The following is a 22814-nucleotide window of genomic DNA, read 5'->3' as shown; positions in this document are numbered from 1 at the left end:
GCGGGCGGGGAGCTGGAGGGGACGAGCCTGGCCAAACGGGCGAGCGGTCCCGGATGCGCCGTTAGGGTGAGCCGGTCGATCGAGGCAGGAGTGTCGTGAACGCAGATCTGGTGGTCGTGGGCTCCGGCTTCTACGGCCTGACCGTGGCGCAGCGGTGCGCCGAGGAGCTCGGCCTGGAGGTGCTGGTCATCGACCGGCGCAACCACATCGGGGGCAACGCCTACAGCGAGTTCGAGCCCGAGACGGGCGTGGAGGTGCACCGCTACGGCGCGCACCTGTTCCACACCAGCAACGAGCGGGTGTGGGAGCACGTCAACCGCTTCACGAGCTTCACGAGCTACGTCCACAAGGTCTACTCGACCTACAAGGGCGAGGTGTACCCGCTGCCGATCAACCTCGGCACCATCAACCAGTACTTCAGGTCCGCGCACGGCCCCGACGCCGCCCGTGCGCTGGTGGCCGAGCAGGCCAGCGAGATCGAGACCGCCGAGGCCGCCAACCTCGAGGAGAAGGCGATCTCCCTGATCGGGCGCCCGCTGTACGAGGCGTTCATCAGGGACTACACCGCCAAGCAGTGGCAGACCGACCCCACGGACCTGCCCGCCGAGGTCATCGCGCGCCTCCCCGTGCGCTACACGTACGACAACCGGTACTTCAACGACACGCACGAGGGCCTGCCCACCAAGGGGTACACGGCGTGGCTGGAGAACCTGGCGGACCACCCGAAGATCACGGTGCAGCTCGACACCGACTTCCTCGACCTGTCGCAGCCGCTGAACAAGCGCGACGTCGTGGGCCAGGTGCCGGTCATCTACACCGGCCCGGTGGACGAGTACTTCGACAACGTCGAGGGCCCGCTCAGCTGGCGCACGCTCGACTTCGAGCAGGAGGTCCTGCCCACGCGCGACTTCCAGGGCTGCCCTGTCATGAACTACGCCGGCGACGAGGTCCCCTACACGCGCATCCACGAGTTCCGGCACTTCCACCCGGAGCGCGAGGCCCAGCACTCCCAGGACAAGACCGTGATCATGCGGGAGTACTCGCGCTTCGCCGACAAGGGCGACGAGCCGTACTACCCGGTGAACACCGCCGAGGACCGCCAGCGCCTGCTGGCCTACCGCGACCTCGCCAAGGGCGAGAAGGGCACGATCTTCGGCGGCCGCCTGGGCACCTACAAGTACCTGGACATGCACATGGCCATCGGCGCCGCGCTGAGCACCTTCGACAACAAGCTCGTCCCGCACTTCACCCGGGGCGAGGCCTTCGCCTCCGGCGGGGTGGACGCATGACGACGACGACGGGCGCGCCCAGCAGCAGCGCCGTGGCCGCGCGGGGCGCGCAGGAGCGCGTCCTGCAGCGGGTGGTGCTCCCGCTCGACGGCGACCAGGACGTGCTGCCGCTGTACGTGGACGGCCAGCTGATGGCGGCGCCGCGCACCGACGCGGCGCCGAACCCGAACGCGGTGCAGGCCACCGTGGCGGCCCCCGGCACGGCGCCCACCACCGACCAGGTGCTCGGCCGCACGCGCTTCGCCGTGCCGGTGGGGGAGCGGGCCTCCTTCGCCACCTACTTCAACGCCTTCCCCGCCAGCTACTGGCGCCGCTTCAGCGTGGTCTCGGTGGTCCGCCTGTCGGTGAGGACCACCGGCTCGGGCACCGTGGTGGTGTACCGCTCCAACGCCAAGGGCAACGTCCAGCGCGTGTCCGCGGTGGTCGTCGAGGCCGAGGGCGGCCCGACGACCACCACCTTCGACCTGCCGCTGAAGCCCTTCACCGACGGCGGCTGGTACTGGTTCGACCTGCACGCCGGCTCCGACGACCTGGTGCTGGAGGAGGCGGCGTGGACCACGTCGCCCACCGCCCCGCTGACGCCCGAGCAGGCCGCGAAGAAGGGCAGCGTGGTGGTCACCATCACCACGCTCAACCGCCCTGACTACTGCTCGCGCCTGCTGCGCACCCTCGGTGAGGCCGTGCAGCCCGGCGGCGGGCTCGACGGGATCGTCACCGAGGTGGTGTGCACCGACCAGGGCACCCAGCTGGTCTCCGACGACACCGAGGCCTTCCCCGACGCCCAGCGCCTCCTCGGCGACAGGCTCACCGTCATCCGCCAGGGCAACCTGGGCGGCTCGGGCGGCTTCTCGCGCGGCATGTACGAGGGGCTGCAGCGCGGCCACGACTACGTGCTCCTCCTCGACGACGACGTCATGGTGGAGCCGGAGGGCATCGCCCGCGGTGCCGCCTTCGCCGACCTCGCCAAGGAGCCCACCATCGTGGGCGGCCACATGTTCTCGATGTACCAGCGCACGCTGCTCAACGCGTGGGCCGAGGGCGTGCAGCGGTGGAAGTTCTGGTGGGGCCCCTCGGGCGCCTCCCAGCCCAACCACGACCTCGGCATGCAGAACCTGCGCTCCACGCCGTGGCTGCACCGCCGCTTCGACGTCGACTACAACGGCTGGTGGATGTGCCTGATCCCCACCTCCGTCATCCGCCAGCTGGGCCTGTCCCTGCCGATCTTCATCAAGTGGGACGACGCCGAGTACGGCCTGCGCGCGCAGGACGCCGGCATCCCCACCGCCTCCTTCCCCGGCATGGCCGTGTGGCACATCCCGTGGACCGACAAGGACGACGGCATCGACTGGCAGGCGTACTACCACGCGCGCAACCGCGTGGTGGCGGCGCTGCTGCACTCCCCGTACCCGCGCGGCGGCAACGTGGTGCGCGAGCTGCTCGTCACCCAGCTGAAGCACCTGCTGTCCATGCAGTACTCCGCCGCGGAGCTGCGCCTCATGGCCCTCGAGGACGTCTTCGCCGGTCCGGAGGGCATGCACGGGCAGCTGCCGACGAAGCTCCCGGAGATCCGGGCGCTGCGCGCCGGCTACTCCGACGCCGTCTACAAGGCCGACGCCGCCGACTTCCCCGCGCGCAAGCGCAAGAAGCCGCCGCGCAAGGGCCGCGAGGCCGAGGTCCCCAAGGGGCGCCTGGCCGTGTTGAAGACCGCGGTCGTCGGCATCGTCAAGCAGGGTCGCGACGTCGACTCCCTGGCCAGGAGCAACCCCCAGGCCGCGGTCGCCCACCAGGACGCCCGCTGGTGGATGCTCAGCCAGTACGACTCGGCGCTGGTCTCCGCCGCCGACGGCACCGGCATGGCCTGGTACCGCCGCGACCGGGGCCGCTTCCTCGACCTCGTGCGCCGCAGCACCGCCCTGCACGAGCGGCTCGCCCGCGACTGGCCCGAGCTGGCGGCGCAGTACCGGACGGCGCTGCCCGACCTGGTCTCCCCGGACAGCTGGGAGAAGACCTTCCGGGGCACGCCGGTCGCGGGGCAGGCTGCGCAGCCGGCTCCGCCGGCGAAGCAGTGAGCGCACCGGCACCGCTCGTCGACCAGCCCTGGACCGAACCGGGGAGGGGCGCCGGGCTGCTCGACGTCGTCCGGCGGCGGTACCTGCTCAAGCTGCTCGTCCGCAAGGAGCTGCGGGTCCGCTACCGCGGGTCGGTGCTGGGGCTGGCGTGGAGCTACGTCAAGCCCGGTGTGCAGTACGTCGTGTACTTCCTCGCGCTGGGCATCTTCCTGCAGCAGTCGCGGAACATCGAGGACTTCCCGGTCTACCTGTTCTCCGGCCTCGTGGTGGTGAACGTCTTCAGCGAGGCGTTCGGCAACGCGACCCGGGCGGTGGTGTGGAACGCCCCGCTGGTCAAGAAGATCTTCCTGCCGCGGGAGCTGTTCCCGGTGGCCAGCGTGTGGGTGGCCGGGGTCCACTTCGTGCCGCAGCTGGTGGTCCTCATGGTCGGGGCGGTCATCTCCGGGTGGCGGCCGATGGCGCTGCCCCTGCTGGGGGCCGTCCTCGCGACGCTCATCATCGCGGCCCTGGCCACGGGCCTGGGGCTGCTCTTCGGGTCGCTCAACGTGGTCTTCCGCGACATGGAGAACTTCGTCGACCTCGCGAACATGGTGGTCGTCTGGCTCTCACCGGTGCTGTACCAGTGGCGGCAGGTGGTCGAGGTGGTCCCCGGGTGGCTGGCGGTCGTCTACCAGCTGAACCCCGTCACGGTGGCCGTCGAGCTCTACCACTACGCCTTCTGGTGGCCGGGCACCGTCCGCGACCCGAACCAGCTCCCACCGGACATGCTGGTCAACTCGCTGGTCGCCGTGGTCATCGCCGCCGTCGTCCTCGTGGTGGGCCAGCTGGTCTTCCGCCGGGTCGAGGGCCGCTTCGCCATCGACCTCTGAGCCCGGATGAGAGCACGATGACCTCGATGAGCACCACCACCGGCGGCGCGCCCGCGGGCGCGCGGCCCAACGCGCGCATCGTCGTCGACGACGTCCGCATGCAGTTCGTGCTGCGCCACAACCGCTCCCTCAAGGAGCTGGCCATGGCGGCGGTGCGCGGCAAGGACCTGGGCAACACCTTCATGGCGCTGGACGGCGTCTCGCTCCAGGTCGACTCCGGTGAGACCGTCGCGCTGCTCGGGCACAACGGCTCGGGCAAGTCGACGCTGCTCAAGCTCATCTCCGGCGTCATGCACCCGACGTCGGGCTCCGTGCGGCTGCGCGGGCGGATCGCCGGGCTCATCGAGGTGGGCGCCGGTTTCCACCCCGACCTCACGGGGCGGGAGAACGTCTACCTCAACGGCGCGATCCTCGGCATGGACGAGGCCTCGATCCGCGCTCGGTTCGACGAGATCGTCGCCTTCAGCGAGATCGAGCGCTTCATCGACACCGAGGTCAAGCACTACTCCTCGGGCATGTTCCTGCGCCTGGCGTTCTCCGTGGCGGTGCACACCGACCCGGAGATCTTCCTCATCGACGAGATCCTCTCGGTGGGCGACGAGCCGTTCCAGCGCAAGTGCCTCGACCGCATCCGCGAGCTCAAGGACGAGGGCCGCACGCTCGTCGTCGTCTCCCACGACCTCAACATGGTCTCCGAGCTGTGCTCGCGCGGGATCGTGCTCCAGCGCGGCAACCAGGTCTTCGACGGCAGCGCCGCCGACGCGGTCGCGCACCTGCGCTCCCTCTGACCCCTCGCCCTCCTCCTCGCACTTTCCGCGGAAAGTGCGAGGAGGAGGTCTCGAGTGGCGCAGTTCCTGGGGAAAGTGCGCAGGGGGGTCAGCCGAGCGGGGGGACCGTCGGGCCCTGCCAGCCCGGCGCCGTCTGCTCCTCCAGCGCCACGTCGTACGCGGCCGGCGCGTACGGGTACTGCAGCTCCACCACCTGCCCCCACTGGCCCACCGCCTCCCGGGCGTTGGCGTAGGTGAACTCGCTGACCGGCTGGAACAGCGTGGCGGCGTCGGGCAGGGGAGCGGCGATGCCGCCGCGGCCGTACTGCCAGATGGAGTCGTTGGTGCCCTCGAGGGACCCGGGCCCCCAGAGCACGGCGAAGTCCGGCCGCTCCACCACGCCGCGCGCGATGGTCGGCTGCTGCTGGCAGCTGAACAGGTAGGTGAACTGCCACGACGTGACGGTCACCGCACCGGAGGGGATCCAGTCCGCGAGGCGCACCGCCGGCTGGGCCACCGGGGCGGAGACCGCGAGCCAGGCGCCGGTGCCACCGGAGGCGTCACGGGCGACGAGGCGGACCGCGTCGGCGCCGCCGCGGGCGTCCTGCCCGGGACGCAGGAGCAGCAGAGAGCGCCACTCCGGCGAGCTGATCTCGTCGTCGACGGGACGGCTGCGCAGCACCTCGACGGTCCCGCCGGCCGACCGCCGGCCGTACTCGACCTCGAGGGTGTTGCCCTCGTCGAGGCGCCCGGCCACGGTGATGGTCACGTACTCGTCGTCCGGGCGGTCGGAGATGTCGTACCAGCCCGTGGTGAGGTCGCCCGTGCCGTCGTCGCCCTCGCGCGTCAGGCTGCCCCAGACCTGGGTGAAGGCGCCCTGGCCGGGCGTGCCCGGCAGCGGGTCGCCGTTCCACCAGCCGCCCTGGGCGTCGAAGCCGGCGGCCTGCGCGCGGCCCGCGGCGCCGTCGAGCGCGGTCAGCGGGGTGGAGCGGTCGGGGTCGGCCACCTGGATGGCGCCGGCGGCGTCGCACCGGTGGTTGAAGGGGTCCTTCACGCGCGACTGCGGCGCCGAGTAGGTGTCCCAGGTGCCGTACACCGACGCCGCGAAGGTCCCGCCCAGCACCGCGGTGGTCAGGGCCAGCGCCACGACGGCCGTCGCGGCAGCCCCGACCACCAGCGGGTCCGAGCGCGCCGGCTCGGTCGCCGGCGCCGGCCCGAAGGCGGGCTCGGACGCCGTCTGCGGGGCGGACACGTCGGCAGGCTGCTCCTGCGCGGCGGCGTCCTCCTGCCGCCCGCGCCCGCGGCGCAGCAGCGCGCGGGCCACGAGCACGCAGACCACCGCCACGAGCACCCACACCGCCGGCGACGACAGCGGGCCGCGCCCGACCAGGGAGTCCTGCTGGAAGGGCAGGCCCAGCTGCCAGCTGTACGGCCAGAGGTTGGGTCCCCGGAACGACAGCGCGGCCACCACCACCGCCGCGAGCAGCAGGCCCAGGCGCGGCGCCAGCGCCGTCCGGGGCCACACCCGGGCGGCCACCGCCGGCCCGACGAGCACGAGCACCACCACGAGCAGCGGCAGCAGGCCCGACAGGCTGCCGAAGTGGTGGGTCCACTTGCTGGGCGTGATCCACAGCGCGAGGTAGGCGACCAGGCCGGTGAGCCCCAGCGTCCCGAGCTCGGCGGGCAGCGCCGCGGCCCCCGTCCCGCTCGCGTTCCGCCGTCGGGCGGCCGCGGTCAGCAGCAGCGCGCACAGCACCGCCAGCAGCCCCACGAGCACGGTGGTGCGCTTGGCGTAGGCGCCCATCGGGATGTTGGGGTTCAGCAGGAAGCTGTACCTGACGTACTCGTCGGTCCAGCGCAGCGGCTCCTCGATGGCCGTGAAGACCCGGCGGCCCTCGCGGTAGTCGAAGAGCGTGCCGTCGGCGAAGCCGGCGGCGCTGGCCATCGCGCCAGGGGCGATGACGGCGAGCGCGCGCACCCACCCGGCGACCCGGCCCACCCCGGCCGCGGCGCCGGGGCTGACCAGCGCCCACAGCCGGGGGAGGAACGCCACCAGCGGTGCGACCGCCACCAGGCCGGTGGGGTGGGAGGCGCAGGAGAACGCCGCCAGCACCACGGCCACCGCCAGCGGCAGCAGGCGGCGCGAGCGCAGCGCGGTGAGCACCCCGACCAGGGTCCACGCGGACAGCGCCGCCACCACGCCCTCCGGGCGCACCCCCATGACGAAGGGGGAGGAGGCGGCTGCGTACACGACCGCGAGCAGCCACACCGCGCCGTGGCGCGCGCCGGAGCTGCCGTCGGAGGAGGCCCCGCCGCGCCGCCAGGCAGGCACCAGCGGGAGGACGAGGTCCAGGGCGCGCCGCAGCGCGAACCAGGTGGCGACGCACAGCACGAACGCCGGGATGCGCAGGAACAGCGGGCCACCGCCCAGCTGCTCCCACCACGCCAGCACGTACCAGGGCCACGTCAGCGGCACGAACGACTGGTCGTAGAGCTGGTAGTACTGCCCCACGAAGCCGCTGTGCGGCACGTTGCGGGCCATCGCGGCGTAGTAGCCGTCGTCGTCGGTCATCGGGGCCAGCGCCGTCCACACCGCCAGGCCGAGGACGACGACGACGTGCGCGGACACCGGCCGCAGCGCTGCGCGCCGGCGCGGCAGCGGCAGGGCGCTCTCCCCGGCGGGGCCGGCGCGGACCGGGTGGCCGCGGCGGTCGAGGAGCCACACGCCGCCCAGCAGCAGCAGGCCGCTGGCCACGAGGAGCCCGACGAGCACCAGCTTCAGGGGGGTGGGGGAGCTGGCGAACTCGTCGTCCACGGCCACCTGCACCTGCAGCTGCTGGCCGGTGCCCTGCGTGGCCGAGGTGAGGTCCGTGGCGAGGGAGTCCAGGCGCGGGGCGGTGCCCGGCCGCTCGCCGACCTGCTGGCCGTCGAGGGTGGCCACGAGGCGTCCGCCGCGCAGGTCCGCCACCAGCTCGCAGTCGCCGGTGGCGGGCACGGCGACCTCGGCGACCTGGTCGCCCTGGGCGGTCAGCACCGCACGGCCGTCGCGCACCTCCCACAGCAGCGACTCCTGCGTGGCGCGGGCCACGTCGGGGCGCTGCGTGGAGAACAGGACCCCGTCGGCGGTGGAGCCCGCCGCGCGGGCGGCCGCGCAGTTCGCGGCGATGCGCATCGCGGCGGGCGTCTGCGCGGCCAGCACCAGGCTGCTGCTCACCGGGGCGGAGGGGTCCTGCGGCCAGGACACCACGGGGCGCTCGTGGCGCACCGGCGCGAGAGGCAGGGCGGCGGCGCAGACCAGGGCCACCAGGCCCAGCAGGGCCAGCAGCGGCAGCAGCAGGTCCCTGCGGCGCCCCGCCGGTCCGGCCGCCGTCGACCCGGCGCCCGTGCCGCTGCCCGCGGGCTCCACCGGACGGTCGGGCCCGTCGGGGTTCGCCGGTGCCTCCGGACGCTGCGGACCCCCCACTGCCTGTGCCACGCTCCCGCCGGTCGCCGGCGCCGCGGGGCGCCCGGTGCTGCTCTTTCCCGCGCCACCGTAACGGGAGTTGCCGAGAGCACGGTCCAGGCGCGGCGGCGGCCCGCACGGCGGTGCGGGCGGGCGTCCGGCCCGTAGTGTGGCCGCTCGTGCGCGGCGGCTTCCTCGGCGTGGCGGTGGCCACCGCCGCCGCTGCCGTCTTCACGCTCCTGCTGAACTCCGCGGTCTTCCGCGGGTCGACCACCCAGGAGCAGCAGGCCGCCTTCAACCTCTTCTGGTACGGCGCGCTGATCGTCAGCTTCGGCGTCTTCCTGCCCCTGGAGCAGGTGGTGTCCCGCGCCGCCACGGAGGGCCGGCTGCGCGGCGCCGCCGTGCTGCGGCCCGCCCTCGTGCTGGTCGCGGTGGCCGTGGGCGGTGTGCTCCTCGCCTCGCCGCTGCTCGGCGACGACCCCGGCACCCGCGCCTGGGTGGTGACCGCTCTCGTGGCGCTGGCCGGCGTCAGCGCCCTCCAGTACGCCGCCCGCGGGTTGGCGCTCGGGCGCGGCCGGCTGGGCCCCTACGCGGGCGCGCTGGCCGCTGACGCCGGGCTGCGCGGAACGGCCGCGCTGCTCGCGACGGTCCTCGTGTTCCAGCCGCCGGCCTGGCTGTTCGCCTCCTTCGTGGTGGCCAGCGCGCTCGCTGCGCACGTCGCGCTGCTGCTCCTGGTCCGCCGGCCGCGCTCGTCCCGCGGGGGTGCGGGCGACCCGGTCCCTGCCGAGCTGCACGACGCCGGCGACCTCGGCCTGGCCCGCGGGCCCCGCAGGCCGGAAGGCGCGCCCTCCTCGCGCACCATGACGCGGGCGGTGCTCACGCTGCTGGCGGCCAGCGTCGCCGGCCAGCTGCTGCTCAACGCCGGACCGATCGTCGTCGGCCTCGAGCCGGGCGGACCCGCGGTGCTGGCCGCCTACGGCGCGGCGTTCACGCTGGCCCGGGCGCCGCTGTTCGTCGTCGTCCCCGCCCAGGCGGTGCTCGTGCCCCCGCTCACCCGGATGGTGGCCGAGGGGCGCCTCCACGAGCTGCGGGTGCGGATGGCGCACTTCTCCGCGGCGGTCGTGGTGCTGGCGGCCGTGGGCGCCGGCGCGGGGGCGCTGCTGTCGGACCTGGCCATGGAGGTCTTCACCGCGGGCAAGCTCGAGGTCCCTCCCGGCCTCATGGCCCTCATGGTGGGCGGGTGCCTCGTGCACGCGGGGCTCGTGGTCGGCACGCAGGCGCTGGTCGCCACCGGCCGCGAGCGGGCCGTGCTGACGTGCTGGGTCGCAGGGCTGGTCGCGGCCGCCGCGTGGATCGCCCTCACCCAGCTGGTGGTCGGGACCGGGGCGGCCTGGTCGGTGGCCGGTGGCTTCACGGCGGGCTCCGCGGTGGCGTGGCTGCTGTCGGTGCTCGTCCTCGTGCAGCGCCCCCGCCGGGCGGTCGCCGTCTCCGCCTGACCCACCCCTGCCCGCACTCGCGCACCCGAGTGCTATTTCGTGAGCCCCTGATGACGCACTGGAGTGCGCGAGTGCGGGTTCGGGAGGGGGTGCGCGAGTGCGGAAGGCAGTGCCCTGCAGCGCCCGCAGGGCGTGGCGGGCGACAGCCGCTAGCGTGCTCCGGTGCCTCGTCTCTCCGTGATGCCGCCGCCCGCTCCCGCTGGGTCGGCGCCACCGGACGTCGTCATGGGCCTCACGTACTACACGCCGTACGTCTCGGGCCTGACGAACGCCGCGCGCGACGTCGCGGAGGGCCTGGTGCGCCGGGGCCGCTCGGTCACCGTGGTGACCACCCGCCACGACGACGCGCTGCCCGTCGAGGAGGTCCTCAACGGCGTCCGGGTGCTGCGCGCGCCCGTGGTGGCGCGCGTCGGCAAGGGCACCATCGCCCCCGCGCTGCCCGTGTGGCTGGCCGCGGCCTCCAAGGGCGCCGGCGTCGTCAACCTCCACCTGCCGCTGCTGGAGGCCGGCGTGCTCGCCGCGGCCGCCCGCGGGGCGGGCGCACCCGTCCTCCTGACCTACCAGTGCGACGTCGACCTGCCGCCCGGCATCGCCGGCGAGGTCCAGAAGGTCGTGGTCGACGCCTCCTCGCGGGTCGCGATGCGCCTCGCGACGACGGTGTGCACCACCTCCATCGACTACGCCGAGCACAGCCGCCTCTTCGCGTCCATGCGCGGCAAGGTGGAGGGGATCCCGGCCGCCTGCCACGACAGGTCCGGCGGCAGCCCCCGCTTCCGCGACGGCGACGGCTTCCACGTCGGCTTCCTCGGCCGCATCGTGGAGGAGAAGGGCGTGCCCTGGCTGGTGGAGGGCTTCCGCGCGCTCGACGACGACGACGCCCGCCTCATCATCGCCGGAGACTTCGCCAAGATCGCCGGGGGCAGCGTCATCGAGCGGGTCCGCGCCGCCATCGGCGACGACGACCGGATCCGCGTGCTGGGCTTCGTCCCCGACGACGCGCTGCCCGACCTGTACGCCTCCATCGACGCGTTCGCGCTGCCGTCGGTGAACGCGTTCGAAGCGTTCGGCATCGTGCAGGTCGAGGCGATGATGCTGGGCGTCCCGGCGCTGGCCAGCGACCTCCCCGGCGTCCGGGTGCCCGTGCAGCGGGTGGGGGAGGGCGTCATCGTGCCCCCGAAGGACGCGCCCGCGATCACGCGCGGCCTGGCCCAGCTGCGCGACCAGCACGTGGCGCGGTCGATCGACAGGCCCGCGCTGGCCGAGCGGGCCCGCGAGGTCTACGGGGTGGAGCTGACCGTCGACTCCTACGAGCGCGTCTTCGACGCCGCACGGGACGCCGCCCGCCGCCGCTGACCTCCTGGCCGGTCGGCCGCGGTCACAGCAGGGGCAGGTAGACGCCCAGGGCGAAGCTCGCGACCCACGCCAGCGCCACCACCTGCAGCACCCGGTCGCGCAGCGCGATGTCCTCCGGGGCGCCAGCGCGGCCGCCGTCGACGTCGACGGCGTAGCGCAGCACGGCCAGCACGAACGGCACGATGGAGATGGCCGACCACGTCGACCCGCCCGCCGAGACCACCGCGGCCGTGTCCCCCTCGCGGATCTCGAACGCCCACAGGGCGTAGGCGGTGACCATGACGCTGGCCGCGAGGCTCCACACGAAGCGCAGGTAGGTGGGCGTGTACCGCAGCAGCGACGCGCGCGTCGTGCCGCCGGCCGCCTCGGCCAGGCGGATCTCGCTGTACCGCTTGCCGGCCACCATGAACAGCGACCCGAACGCGGTCACCAGCAGGAACCACTGCGACAGGGGGATGCCGCTCGCCACGCCGCCGGCGATGGCGCGGAGCAGGAAGCCCGAGGCGACGATGGCGATGTCGAGCACCGGCTCGTGCTTGAGGCGCACGCAGTAGCCCACCTGCACGGCCAGGTAGACGGCCATGAGCACCACCAGCTGCCACGACGCCGCCCAGGCCACGGCGAGGGACGCCACCGCCAGCAGCGCGGCCGTGGCACCCGCCGCCGGCACCGGCACCACGCCCGCGGCGATGGGGCGGTTCCGCTTGGTGGGGTGAGCGCGGTCGGCCTCGACGTCGAGGGTGTCGTTGAGCAGGTAGACCGCCGAGGCGGCCAGGCAGAAGCTCACGAAGGCCAGGACCGTGGTGACGATGACGGGACCGTCGAGGATGAGACCCGCCGACAGCGGCGCCGCCCCCACCAGCACGTTCTTCACCCACTGGCGCGGCCGCATCGTGCGCAGCACGCCGAGCGCCGCGCCCTGCGGGGTGCGGCGCACGGGGGTGTCCACCCCCGAGCTCACCGCCGGCCGCCCTTCGCCGCGACGAGCCGGTCGCTGAGCAGGCCCGTCAGGGCGCCGACCAGCACGTCGGTGGGGAAGTGCAGCCCCAGCAGCACCCGCGAGACCCCCTGGGCGGGGACGACGACGGGGGCCAGCGGCAGGCGCAGCAGCCGGCCGTAGGCCAGCGCCGCCGCGGTCGTCGAGGCCGCGTGGGAGGAGGGGAAGCTCAGGCGCGAGGGGGAGGTGGAGCGCACCTGCACCGCGGCGTCGCCCGGGGAGCCGTCGGTGCCGGGCCGCAGGCGGCGCACCACCCGCTTGAGGACGACGGTGGCCGCGTGCGCGCCGAGGACGGACACCAGCGCGCGCGCCCACTGGGCGCGCCGGGGCGCGTCCAGCAGCCAGCCGGCGGCGCCGATGACCAGCCACCCGGCCGCGTGGTCGCCGAAGCGGCCGAGCTGGGTGGCGGCTGCGACCACGCCGGGCTGCTGCGTCCTCCGCTGGAGGGCCACGAGCAGGGAGGTCTCTGCACCTCTCAGCGAAAGCGCATCGCGGGACGTCACGTCCTGGGACAGTACCCGTTGAGGCGAGCGCGGTCCCCCGACCGGCCGGTCGCCCCGGGCCGGAGGGTCGGCCGGAGGGGTGACGCGCTCCGACGTCGACGGCGGTCAAGGCTGCCCCTGGACCTGCCGAGGTGATAGGTGTGCACCACCACGACCGCGACACCCAGCCCGCCGCCCGCCACGCCCGCCGCTCCGACGAGGGAGCTGCGCAGGGCCCGGCCGGTGGGGGAGCGCGCCACCGGCGCGGTCGCTGGTGGCACAGGCCCGCGGCGCTCCTGGCCGTGGTGGCCGCCGGCGCCGGCGGGGTGCAGCTGGCCCGCGGGGAGGCCGCCCAGGCCGACACCAGCCAGCTGACGCTCACCGGGCACGGCTTCGGCCACGGCCGCGGCCTGAGCCAGTGGGGCTCCTACGGCTACGCCGTGGACAGGGGCTGGAGCTCGGCGCGCATCCTCGACCACTTCTACGGCGGCACCCGCGCCGGCGGCATCCGCAACGACGAGGTCTCCGTCCGCCTCATGGCCCTGGACGGCGCCTCCACCATCACCCTGGTGTCCGGCGCTGACTACTACGTCGAGGGGACCGCCGTCCCGGCCGGCACCGCCGCCCGCTTCACCCGCACCGGCGGCACCTGGGCGCTGACGACCGCGCCCGGCGGCTGCTCCGCGCCGGCCGGCTCGACCGCCTCGCCGTCGGCCTCCCCGGTGGACGTGGGCGCCAGCCCCGCCGTGTGGCTCGCGAACGACGCCGGTGACGACCGCTCCAGGATGTTCACGGTCTGCAACAACGGCGCCACCTACCGCGGCAACTTCCGCCCCGTCATCGACGCCTCCGGCGCGTCCCACCTGGTCAACTTCGTGGCCATCGAGCAGTACCTGCGCGGCGTGGTGCCGAACGAGTCGCCCGCGGCCTGGGGCGACGCCGCTGGCGGCGCCGGCATGGCGGCGCTCGAGGCGCAGGCCGTGGCCGCGCGCTCCTACTCGCGCTCCGAGAACCGCTACGGCTACGCCCAGACCTGCGACACCACCGCCTGCCAGGTCTACGGCGGCACGGCCCGCGAGGACCGCCGCACCGACACCGCCATCCGGAACACCGCCGGGGTGGTCCGCCTGGACTCCCGCGGCGCCGTGGTGCGCACCGAGTTCAGCGCCTCCACCGGAGGCTGGACCGCCGGCGGCGCCTTCCCCGCGGTGGAGGACGCCGGCGACACCCGCTCGCCGTACCACGACTGGAAGGTCACGGTCGACGGCCCGGCCATCACCCGCGCCTGGCCGCAGATCGGCGCCTTCTCCAGCATGCAGGTGACCGCCCGCAACGGCCTGGGCGCCGACGGCGGCCGCGCCACCAAGGTGGTCGTCACCGGGAGCTCCGGCTCGGTGACCACCACCGGCAGCGACGTGCGCAGCCGCCTCGGCCTGCGCTCGGACTGGTTCTCCGTCGTGACGCCGTCCACCCAGGTGTGGATGCTGCGCGGTTCGACCGACGGCGGCGCCCCCGCGGTCACCTCCCGCTTCGGCGGGCCGAAGGACACCACCCTGGCCTGCGACTTCGACGGCTCCGGGCGTGACGGCCTCACCACCTACCGGGGCGGCGCGTGGACGGAGCGCGACGACGCCTCCACCCCGGACGCGGCAGCCGTGGCCGCTCCCGACGCGACCATCTCCTACGGAGCCCCCTGGATGCTGCCCGTGTGCGGTGACTGGGACGGCGACGGCAAGGACGGCGTCGGCGTCTACGACACCCGCACCGGCGACTGGTACCTGCGCAACTCCTTCTCGGGCGGCGCGCCGGAGCTGAAGTTCCAGTACGGCTGGTCCGCAGCGCTCCCCGTGGTGGGCGACTGGGACGGCGACGGCAAGGACTCCACCGGCGTCTACCACGCCGGCACCTGGATGGTGCGCAACACCGCCACCCCGGGCCGCCCCGACACCACCGTCCAGTACGGCTGGAAGGGCGCCACGCCGGTGACCGGTGACTGGGTCGGCAGCGGTGCGTCTGGTATCGGCGTGTTCTCCGGCGGTCGGTGGATGCTCCGTGACACCGTGTCACCGGGCGACCCGCACCGGCTGTTCGACTACGGGGTGCCCGGAGACGCCCCCGTGGCCGGCCGCTGGACGACCGGCTCCGACGGCGCCGGCATCACCCGCCCGACCGCGTGAGCCCCACCGCCCCGGCTCGCCAGGCGCCGAGCCGCACCGCTGACGACCCCGTCGTCAGCCAGACCGCACGAACCGCCCACCGAGACGACCCGGCCCCCGCCCGCCCGCGGGCGGCGGCCGAGCGCGAGGAGCAGCAGCCGTGAGAACACCCCCGTCAGCCGCCACCCGGGCCACCCGGGCCACCCGGGCCAGCAGGTGGTGGGGCGGTCGCTGGGCGCTGAGGTGCGGCGCCCTGGCCGTGCTCGCCTCCGGCGCCGGCGTGGTGCCCGTGGTGAGCGCCGGCGCGGCCCCGGAGCCCGTCACCCCCACCTCCCAGGTGCTCGAGGTGCCCGTCGTGGCCGTGGACGGCACGCCGACGGGCAAGCCTTCGTCGTCGTCCTCCCAGCCCTCCGCGAGCGCGTCGGCGACGCCGTCGGGCACGCCGTCGGGCACGCCGTCGTCCGGCGGTCCCGCGGCCACCGGGCGGCAGACGGTCCCGGCCGAGCCGGGGGACGAGCCCGTCGAGGAGCTGGCCACCGGCCCGGTCCGGACCGAGGACTTCAACCTCGTCTCCGTGCAGTGGGACGGCGACCCCGACGCCGACGTCGACGTGCAGGTGCGCGTGCGCACCGACGACGGCTGGTCCGGCTGGCAGGCGCTCGCCGTGGAGGACTCCGCCCCGGACCCCGGGACGAAGGAGGCGCGGCAGGCCGCCGAGAAGGGCAGCACCAGCCCGCTGTGGGTCTCCGGCGGCGCCGACGCCGTGGACGTGCGCGTCTCGGTGCCGTCCGACGCCACGACCCCCGACGGCGAGCCGGCCGTCTCCGACGTCCGCACCAGCCTCGTGGACCCGAAGGCGTCCGTCGGCACCCAGCCCGCCGCCGCGAACCCGGCCGCGTCCGCGCAGGCCGCCTCGGCGATGCCGGGCGTCATCTCCCGCGCCCAGTGGGGCGCCGACGAGTCGCTGCGCCTGTCGAAGTGCAGCGCACCCACCTACACCGGCACGCCGAAGGTCGCCTTCGTGCACCACACGGCAGGGTCGAACACCTACACCGCCGCGGAGTCGGCGGCGATCGTGCGCGGCATCTACTACCAGCACACGGTGGTCCAGGGCTGGTGCGACATCGGCTACAACTTCCTCGTCGACAAGTACGGCCAGGTCTTCGAGGGCCGCTACGGCGGCATGGACAAGGCCGTGCTCGGCGCTCACGCCGGCGGCTTCAACGCCAACAGCTTCGGCGTCTCCGTGCTCGGCAACTACGAGACCGCCAAGCCGACGTCGGCCGTCCTCGACGCGCTGGCCCGGGTGATCGCCTGGAAGTTCTCGCTGTCGCAGACCGACCCGACCGGCAAGGGCGTGCTCTACAGCGCCGGCCTCGGCGGCACCAACCTCCGCCACCCGGCGGGGGCGGCGGTCACGCTCAACACGATCTCCGGCCACCGCGACGTCGGCGCCACCGCCTGCCCCGGCGCCAACCTCTACTCCCAGCTCCCGGCGCTGCGCACCAAGGTCGCGCAGCTCATGAGCGAGAAGGAGTGGGACCTGCGGACCACCTCGACGCCCGGCGCCCCGGACGGCACCGCCTACTTCGGCGACCAGAAGGGCACGGCGCTGTCGTGCGACTGGGACGGCGACGGCACCGACGGCCTCGCCGTGTACACCGCCGGCCGCTGGTCCATCAAGCAGACCCCTGGGAACGACGACGAGGACCTCGCCTTCAGCTACGGCTCGGCGACCATGCTCCCCGTCTGCGGCGACTGGAACGGGGACGGTGTGGCCGGCATCGGCGTCTACGACCCGGCCACGTACACCTGGTGGCTGCGCGAGACGGCCACCCCGGGAGCCCCGGACCGCAAGTTCGCCTACGGGTTCAAGGGCGTCAGGCCCGTGGCCGGCGACTGGGACGGCGTGGGCCGCTCCGGGATCGGCGTCTACGACGGCTACCGCTGGTGGCTGCGCGGCACGGCGACCCCCGGCGGCGCCGGCGCGGTGTTCCAGTACGGCTGGCCGCAGGCCACCCCGATGACGGGCGACTGGGACGGCGACGGCCGGGACACCGTCGGCGTCTACGCCACTGGCACGTGGTGGCTGCGCAACACCATCACCCCCGGCCAGCCGGACTCCCTGTTCGGCTACGGCGCCGCCACCGACAGGCCCGTCGTGGGCCGGTGGGACGTCAGCGGGCTCACGCCGTCGGCGAGCACGGAGACCGGTTCCGGCGGCGGCAGCGAGGGCACCGGCGACGGCGACGCCGCGACCGGCGTCACCCGCGACCGCGGTGACGGCGTCGGCGTCTGGCGAACCTGGCCCTGACGAGCTGACGCGCCCCCGAGGCGCTCACGACGACGGCCCGGTCCCGCGCTGCGGGGCCGGGCCGTCTCGTCGGCGCACTCGCGCACCCGAGTGCGCCTTCGGGGGCGCGCGAAGAAGCACTGGGGCACGCGAGTGCGGCTCTGCGGGGGAGGCGCCGCAGTGCGGCGGGAGGACGGTCAGGCGTCGAGGGCGGCCAGGTCGGCGTCGACCATGGCGCCGACCACGTCGGCGAAGGAGCGCGTCGGGGTCCACCCGAGCACCTCGCGCGCAAGGCGCGGGTCGCCGACGAGGTCGGCGGCGTCGTTGGGGCGCACGAACGCCGGGTCGGTGCGCACGAGGTGGCGCCACTCGGCGACCCCGGCGCGGGCGAAGGCGGCCGCCACGAAGTCCTCCACGGAGTGCGACGTGCCGGTGGCCACCACCACGTCGAGCGGCTCGTCGTGCCGCAGGGCTGCGACGAGCGCGCGCACGGTGTCAGGGGCCCAGCCCCAGTCGCGGCGGGCGGCGGTGTTGCCGAGCACCAGCTCGTCGGCGCGGCCACGGGCGATCGCCGCCACCGTGGACGTGATCTTGCGCGTCACGAAGCGCGCCGGGCGGCGCGGCGACTCGTGCGGGTACAGCACCGCGTTGACCGCGAAGGCGCCGCCGGCGCGGTGCAGCTGCACCAGGTGGTGCGCGTACGCCTTCGCCGCCCCGTACGGGGTGACGGGGACGACGGGCGTCGTCTCGTCCTGGGGGGTCACGCCGGCGCCGGCGAACACCTCGGCGCTGGAGGCCTGCAGCACGCGGACCGGACCGCCGCCGGTGCCGGTGGTGCTCGCTGCCGCGTGCAGGATCGCGGCCGGCAGGACCGCGTCGAGCAGCGCCGTCTCGACGGGCTCCTCCCACGAGCGCGCGACGGAGCTCTCGGCGGCGAGGTTGTAGACCTCGTCGGGGCGGACCTCGCGCACCAGCGCGGCCGCGGCGCTGGGGTCGAGCAGGTCGGCGGTGTGGACGACGAGCCGGTCGCCCAGCGCTGCCAGGTGGTAGGGCAGCGGGCCGGTGCCGCGGCGCACGCCGTGCACGAGGGTGCCCTCGGCGGCGAGCAGCTCGGCGAGGTAGCCGCCGTCCTGCCCGGTGACGCCGGTGACCAGCGCGGTGCGACCCGTCACGGCCTGGTCGGCGGTCACTTCCCGGCGAGGGCCTTCTGCTCAGCGAGGTCGGCGTCGACCATCATCTTCACCAGTTCCTCGAAGCCCACCTTGAGCTCCCAGCCCAGCTCCTCCTTGGCCTTGGTGGGGTCTCCGATGAGCAGGTCGACCTCGGCGGGGCGCATGAAGGCCGGGTCCTGGCGGACCTTGGAGGACCAGTCGCTGATGCCGACGTGGGCGAAGGCCACGTCGAGCAGCTCGCTGATGGCGTGGGTCTCACCGGTGGCCACGACGTAGTCGTCGGCGGTGTCCTGCTGCAGCATCCGCCACATCGCCTCGACGTAGTCGCCGGCGAAGCCCCAGTCGCGGCGGGCGTCGAGGTTGCCCAGCACGATCTCGTCCTGCAGGCCCAGCGAGATCCGGGCCACGGCCTGGGAGACCTTGCGGGTGACGAACTCCGGGCCGCGGCGGGGGCTCTCGTGGTTGAACAGGATCCCCGAGGAGGCGTGCATGCCGTAGGACTCGCGGTAGTTGATGGTCATGTAGTGGCCGAAGACCTTGGCCACCCCGTAGGGGGAGCGGGGCCACAGCAGGGTGTCCTCGCGCTGGGGCACCGCCTGGACCTTGCCGAACATCTCCGAGGAGGAGGCCTGGTAGAAGCGGACCTTGCTCATGTCGTCGCCGGAGTAGAGGCGCACGGCCTCCAGGGCGTTGAGCACGCCCTTGCCCGTGACCTCGGCGGTGAGGTCGGCGTTCTCCCAGGAGTAGGCCACGAAGGAGATGGCGCCGAGGTTGTAGAACTCGTCGGGCTGGGCGATGTTCAGCGCCCTGATCAGCGAGGACAGGTCCATGAGGTCGCCGGTGAGCACCTTGACCCCGGGCACCTCGCGGGCCAGCAGCGGCAGCTTGGGGTTGTTCTGCCCGCGCACCAGGCCGTAGACCTCGTAGCCCTTGGACAGCAGCAGCTCGGACAGGTACAGACCGTCCTGGCCGGTGACTCCGGTGATCAGCGCGCGCTTGGCCATGGGGGCGACCCTAGGGGACGGCCCGCGTCGTCGTCCTCGCAGTGCTCTCCTGTGCCACCCTGTGGGCGGGCCCCGACCGGGTCCCCGGACGAGGGCGCCGTACCCGGACAGCGACAAGACGGCCGTGCTCCTGCTCCCTCGACCCTGGAGGCCCGTCGTGTCCTGGCTCGTGCTCGTCCTGTCCGGTGTGCTGGAGGCCGTCTGGGCCACCGCCCTGGGCCGCTCCGAGGGCTTCACCCGCCCCGGCCCGACCGTGGTCTTCGCCGTCGCGATCCTCGCGAGCATGGCCGGGCTCGCGTACGCCATGCGCGAGCTCCCCGTGGGCACGTCGTACGCGGTGTGGGTGGGCATCGGCGCGACCCTCACCGTGGCGTACGCGATGGTGACCGGCACCGAGCCGGTGTCGGTGCCCAAGGTGGTGTTCCTGACGATGATCGTCGGCGGCGTGGTCGGCCTCAAGCTCGTCCACTGACCCCGGCACGGCGGCCGGGGCTGCAACGGGCGGCGGCGGGCGAGCGTCCTGCGGGTGTGCGACGCGCGCCCGCCCTCCCCACGACGCTCCTGCTGGCCGGGTGTGCTGCGGGTCCGTGCGCGACCGCGAGGGAGGTCGGTCCGGACACCGACGTCGGCTGCAGCGCCGACGAGGTGTGGTCCGCCTCCTAGGCGGAGGGGGCGGTGCCCTCCTGGGCGGCGATCCGGTCGGCGTCGGGGGCTCCGGGGCCGAGCAGCACGGCGCTGCCGCCGCCGGCCAGGGCCGACAGCACCGCGTCGAGCGCGGCGGCGTCACCGACCTCGCGCACGTCGACCAGCACCCGCGCCCCCGGCGACGCCGCGGCGCTGACCTGCAGACCCGGTGCGTCCGGCACGAAGGGCAGGGCGTCGCCGAAGCCCGCCACCACCGCGGCGGCGTCCAGCGCCCCCGCCGGCACGGAGGTCGCGCGCAGCGCCAGCGCCCCCAGCGCCTGCACCACCACCTGCTCGGCCCCGGTGGGCGCGGGCGCGCCGTCAGCGACGACCGCGACGCGCGCGTCGTCGTCGTCCTCGACCAGCTCGGCGCCCACCGCACCGAGCGCGAGCCGCCAGGCCACCGTCCGCCAGTGCGCGGGCAGGGCGAGCAGCACGCCGTCGCCGGTCTCCACGTCGAGCTCCTCCACGAGGAGGTTGGCGGTCTTCGCCACCCAGTTCTCCAGCACCCGGGCGGACAGCTCCACACGCTCGCCGTCGGCGCCGTACCAGGTGACGCGGGGGCGGCCGGAGTCCTGCGCCCGGAGGCGGTCCAGGAGTCGGGTGACGTCGACGCGGGCGCTGGGGGAGCTCACGACGACGACGGTAGGCGCCGCCCCCGACGCGCCGCCCGGGGGTTCCGAGCCGTCCGGAGCAGGCCGCAGGATGGTGGGGTGGCAGGAGGTCCGGGCGGGGGCGGCGCGCCGGCGGCGCACGGCGTGCTGGTGCTGCGGCAGCCGCTGGACCTGTCGGCCACGCTCGGCCCGCTGCGCCGCGGCGGTGGGGACCCGGCGGTGCGCCGCGAGGGTGCCGGCCCGTGGGCGGCGTGGTGGTGGGCCACCCGCACCGCGCACGGCACCGCGCTGGTGAGGCTGCGCCACCTGCCTCCCGGCGTGCTCGGCGGTGGTCCGCACGGCGTGGTCGAGGCCGCGGCATGGGGCGAGGGCGCCGCCTGCGCCGTCGACGGCGCGGCGGAGCTGCTGGGGGAGGACCAGGACGCCAGCGCCTTCGTCCCGCGCCCGGAGCACGCCGTGCTCGTCTCCGCCTGGCGCCGCCACCGGGGCGTGCGCGTGCCCCGCACCCGCGCGGTCTTCGAGGCCCTGGCCGGCGCCGCCGTCGAGCAGGTGGTGACCGGCGTGGAGGCGCACCGCGCCTGGCGCGACCTGCTGCGCCGCTTCGGCGAGCCGGCCCCCGGAGGCCTGCACGACGCCGGGCCGGGCGGCCCGTCGGCACCGGGCGGCCCCGCCGAGGGGATGCGGGTGCCGCCGAGCGCCCGCGACTGGGCGGGCATCCCCAGCTGGGAGTGGCTGCGCGCCGGGGTGGAGGAGCGCCGCCGCCGCGTGGTGCTGCACGCCGCCCGCTGCGCCCCGGCGCTGGAGCGCACGGTGCACCTGCCGCCCGAGCGCGTCGAGCCGGCGCTGCGCACGCTGCCCGGGGTGGGCGTGTGGACGGCCGCCGAGGTGCGCCACCGCGCCCACGGCGACCCGGACGCCTTCTCCTTCGCCGACTACCACGTGGCCAAGAACGTCTCCTACGCCCTGACCGGGCAGGTCCTCGACGACGCCGGCTGCGCCGAGGTCATCGAGTGCTACCGCGGCCACCGCTACCGGGTGCAGCGGCTGCTGGAGCTCGACGGGATCGCGCGGCCGAGGCGCGCCGCCCGCATGACGCTGCCCAGCCACGTGCCCGTGGCCACCGGCATGCGCAGCTGACGGCCGCCGCCGTCGCCCCGACGCCGGTCGCTCAGAGGCGCAGGCGGCGCAGCAGCCGCGGCGGCGCCCACCGCAGCACCTCGGTGACCGCCTGCGCGCCCGGCGGGGCCCAGACCACGTCGCGCTCGAGCTCCAGGCCCTGGACCGTCAGGTCCGCGACGGCCTCCTTGGTGGTCGCCAGCCACGCCGAGCGCCCCGCCGTCATGCGGGTGCGCACGAAGCCCGGGCGCACCACCACCACGCGCACGCCGTCGCCGCGGACCGCCTCGCGCAGCCCCGACGCGAAGGCGTCCAGCCCGGCCTTGCTGGCGCCGTAGGCGAAGTCGGTGGAGCGCGCCCGCACCGCCGCGGCGCTGGAGAGCACCACCAGCGCGCCGCCGCGCTGCGCCCGCAGCCGCTGCGCCGCCTCCGCCGCGAGCGCCACCGGCGCGGCGGTGTTGACCTGCACGAGGTCGGCGGCGGCCGTCGGGTCCTGCCAGGACCGCTTGCCGTCCGGCAGCACCCCCACCGCGAGGACCACCACGTCGACGGGCCCCACCGGCACCCCGGCGGCCACGCCGCGGGAGCCGAAGGCCTCCGCCAGCGCCGGCGACCAGGTGGACGGCGCGCGGGCGTCCAGCGGCACGGCGCGGGCGGTGTGCCCCTCGGCGACCAGGGCCGCCACGGCCTCGGACAGCCGCGGCCCGGGACGCCCGGCGAGCACCACGTCGAGGGGGCGCTCGCGGCCCAGGCGGCGCACGAGCGCCAGGCCGATGTCGGAGGTGCCGCCCAGCAGCACGACCCGCTGCGGCTCGTGGGCGGGCCGGACCGGCAGCGCGCGGGGTGCAGCGCCGCCACCGGCCGCGGGGACGTCGTCGCGGCCGGTCAGCCGGTTGGCCAGCTGGTCCGAGACGCGGTCTGCGAGGTCGCCGAGCGGCAGCTTGGGGAGGCGCACCCCCACCATGCTGGTCGAGGGGCAGCTCATCGGCCAGAGCGGGCCAGACCGGGTCC

18 protein-coding genes and 1 riboswitch are annotated in these 22814 nt (G+C 74.9%); of the genes, 11 read left to right on the top strand and 7 right to left on the bottom strand.

Going from position 1 to position 22814, the window contains the following annotated elements; translation table 11 throughout:
• Positions 1 to 95 precede the first annotated feature (95 nt).
• The 4 genes from glf to FHN55_RS05905 are packed head-to-tail and all read left to right on the top strand — an operon-like array spanning position 96 to position 5015.
• Positions 96 to 1289, top strand: coding sequence for a UDP-galactopyranose mutase (gene glf, locus FHN55_RS05920; protein WP_139711331.1), 1194 nt, complete (start codon positions 96 to 98; stop codon positions 1287 to 1289).
• The gene (locus FHN55_RS05915; RefSeq protein WP_139711330.1) at positions 1286 to 3358 is read left to right on the top strand and encodes a glycosyltransferase; all 2073 of its coding nucleotides are present in this window, start codon (positions 1286 to 1288) and stop codon (positions 3356 to 3358) included. The genes glf and FHN55_RS05915 overlap by 4 nt, the downstream gene beginning before the upstream one ends.
• Complete coding sequence (locus tag FHN55_RS05910) at positions 3355 to 4227, top strand: ABC transporter permease (protein WP_139711329.1); 873 nt, start codon at positions 3355 to 3357, stop codon at positions 4225 to 4227. The genes FHN55_RS05915 and FHN55_RS05910 overlap by 4 nt, the downstream gene beginning before the upstream one ends.
• A gap of 26 nt (positions 4228 to 4253) precedes the next feature.
• On the top strand, positions 4254 to 5015 hold the full coding sequence (locus FHN55_RS05905; RefSeq protein WP_139711328.1) for an ABC transporter ATP-binding protein: 762 nt from the start codon (positions 4254 to 4256) through the stop codon (positions 5013 to 5015).
• Positions 5016 to 5103: 88 nt separating this feature from the next.
• Here the strand turns inward: FHN55_RS05905 and FHN55_RS05900 are convergent, their stop codons facing one another.
• Positions 5104 to 8469, bottom strand: a complete 3366-nt coding sequence (locus FHN55_RS05900) for an arabinosyltransferase domain-containing protein (protein ID WP_139711327.1) — start codon at positions 8467 to 8469, stop codon at positions 5104 to 5106.
• Positions 8470 to 8615: 146 nt separating this feature from the next.
• Between FHN55_RS05900 and FHN55_RS05895 the strand changes: the two genes are divergently transcribed.
• Positions 8616 to 9932, top strand: a complete 1317-nt coding sequence (locus FHN55_RS05895) for a lipopolysaccharide biosynthesis protein (protein ID WP_139711326.1) — start codon at positions 8616 to 8618, stop codon at positions 9930 to 9932.
• A 162-nt stretch (positions 9933 to 10094) separates the two neighbouring features.
• Positions 10095 to 11285: a glycosyltransferase family 4 protein gene (locus FHN55_RS05890; RefSeq protein ID WP_257570734.1), complete on the top strand. Its 1191-nt coding sequence runs from the start codon at positions 10095 to 10097 to the stop codon at positions 11283 to 11285.
• Between the two features lie 22 nt (positions 11286 to 11307).
• Here FHN55_RS05890 and FHN55_RS05885 read toward each other — a convergent pair whose 3' ends face one another.
• Both FHN55_RS05885 and FHN55_RS05880 read right to left on the bottom strand, forming a co-directional pair.
• A complete protein-coding gene (locus tag FHN55_RS05885; protein ID WP_257570733.1) occupies positions 11308 to 12234 on the bottom strand; it encodes a decaprenyl-phosphate phosphoribosyltransferase in 927 nt (308 codons plus the stop codon).
• Positions 12235 to 12242: 8 nt separating this feature from the next.
• Entirely contained in the window at positions 12243 to 12701 is a 459-nt protein-coding gene (locus tag FHN55_RS05880; protein ID WP_218974386.1) for a phosphatase PAP2 family protein, read from the bottom strand.
• 224 nt (positions 12702 to 12925) lie between these two features.
• On the opposite strand from FHN55_RS05880, the gene FHN55_RS05875 reads away from it, so the two are divergent.
• Genes FHN55_RS05875 through FHN55_RS05870 form a run of 3 tightly spaced genes read left to right on the top strand, consistent with a single transcriptional unit; the run spans position 12926 to position 17234 of the window.
• Positions 12926 to 14941 carry a SpoIID/LytB domain-containing protein gene (locus FHN55_RS05875; protein WP_139711323.1) on the top strand — a complete coding sequence of 672 codons (2016 nt, stop codon included), beginning with the start codon at positions 12926 to 12928 and terminating at the stop codon, positions 14939 to 14941.
• Positions 14938 to 15084, top strand: coding sequence for a hypothetical protein (locus FHN55_RS22560; protein ID WP_180357669.1), 147 nt, complete (start codon positions 14938 to 14940; stop codon positions 15082 to 15084). The genes FHN55_RS05875 and FHN55_RS22560 overlap by 4 nt, the downstream gene beginning before the upstream one ends.
• Positions 15081 to 17234, top strand: a complete 2154-nt coding sequence (locus FHN55_RS05870; RefSeq protein ID WP_139711322.1) for a peptidoglycan recognition protein — start codon at positions 15081 to 15083, stop codon at positions 17232 to 17234. Before FHN55_RS22560 ends, FHN55_RS05870 begins: the two co-directional genes overlap by 4 nt.
• A 176-nt stretch (positions 17235 to 17410) precedes the next feature.
• On the opposite strand, the gene FHN55_RS05865 is transcribed toward FHN55_RS05870, so the two are convergent.
• Both FHN55_RS05865 and FHN55_RS05860 read right to left on the bottom strand, forming a co-directional pair.
• Positions 17411 to 18385 (bottom strand): GDP-mannose 4,6-dehydratase, encoded by a 975-nt coding sequence (locus FHN55_RS05865; protein WP_139711387.1) that lies wholly within the window; start codon positions 18383 to 18385, stop codon positions 17411 to 17413.
• Positions 18386 to 18399: 14 nt separating this feature from the next.
• Positions 18400 to 19389 carry a GDP-mannose 4,6-dehydratase gene (locus FHN55_RS05860; protein ID WP_139711321.1) on the bottom strand — a complete coding sequence of 330 codons (990 nt, stop codon included), beginning with the start codon at positions 19387 to 19389 and terminating at the stop codon, positions 18400 to 18402.
• A 64-nt stretch (positions 19390 to 19453) separates the two neighbouring features.
• Positions 19454 to 19518: riboswitch (guanidine-III (ykkC-III) riboswitch) on the top strand.
• Between the two features lie 28 nt (positions 19519 to 19546).
• Between FHN55_RS05860 and FHN55_RS05855 the strand changes: the two genes are divergently transcribed.
• Positions 19547 to 19861 (top strand): multidrug efflux SMR transporter, encoded by a 315-nt coding sequence (locus tag FHN55_RS05855; protein WP_218974385.1) that lies wholly within the window; start codon positions 19547 to 19549, stop codon positions 19859 to 19861.
• 187 nt (positions 19862 to 20048) lie between these two features.
• Here the strand turns inward: FHN55_RS05855 and FHN55_RS05850 are convergent, their stop codons facing one another.
• Positions 20049 to 20708, bottom strand: coding sequence for a TIGR03089 family protein (locus FHN55_RS05850; protein ID WP_139711319.1), 660 nt, complete (start codon positions 20706 to 20708; stop codon positions 20049 to 20051).
• A gap of 78 nt (positions 20709 to 20786) precedes the next feature.
• On the opposite strand from FHN55_RS05850, the gene FHN55_RS05845 reads away from it, so the two are divergent.
• Positions 20787 to 21824 carry a DNA-3-methyladenine glycosylase gene (locus FHN55_RS05845; RefSeq protein WP_257570732.1) on the top strand — a complete coding sequence of 346 codons (1038 nt, stop codon included), beginning with the start codon at positions 20787 to 20789 and terminating at the stop codon, positions 21822 to 21824.
• Positions 21825 to 21855: 31 nt separating this feature from the next.
• On the opposite strand, the gene FHN55_RS05840 is transcribed toward FHN55_RS05845, so the two are convergent.
• The gene (locus FHN55_RS05840) at positions 21856 to 22758 is read right to left on the bottom strand and encodes an SDR family NAD(P)-dependent oxidoreductase (protein ID WP_180357668.1); all 903 of its coding nucleotides are present in this window, start codon (positions 22756 to 22758) and stop codon (positions 21856 to 21858) included.
• Positions 22759 to 22814: the final 56 nt, after the last annotated feature.

Source organism: Streptomyces sp. NP160, assembly GCF_006335115.1.
Taxonomy (GTDB): Bacteria; Actinomycetota; Actinomycetes; order Actinomycetales; family Quadrisphaeraceae; genus Quadrisphaera.
This window is presented reverse-complemented; position numbering and strand designations above follow the sequence as displayed.

Coding starts and splice junctions, on each gene's coding strand:
- FHN55_RS05915 (WP_139711330.1), top strand. CDS start 1,286: ATGACGACGACGACGGGCGCGCCCAGCAGCAGCGCCGTGGCCGCGCGG.
- FHN55_RS05860 (WP_139711321.1), bottom strand. CDS start 19,389: ATGGCCAAGCGCGCGCTGATCACCGGAGTCACCGGCCAGGACGGTCTG.
- FHN55_RS05905 (WP_139711328.1), top strand. CDS start 4,254: ATGAGCACCACCACCGGCGGCGCGCCCGCGGGCGCGCGGCCCAACGCG.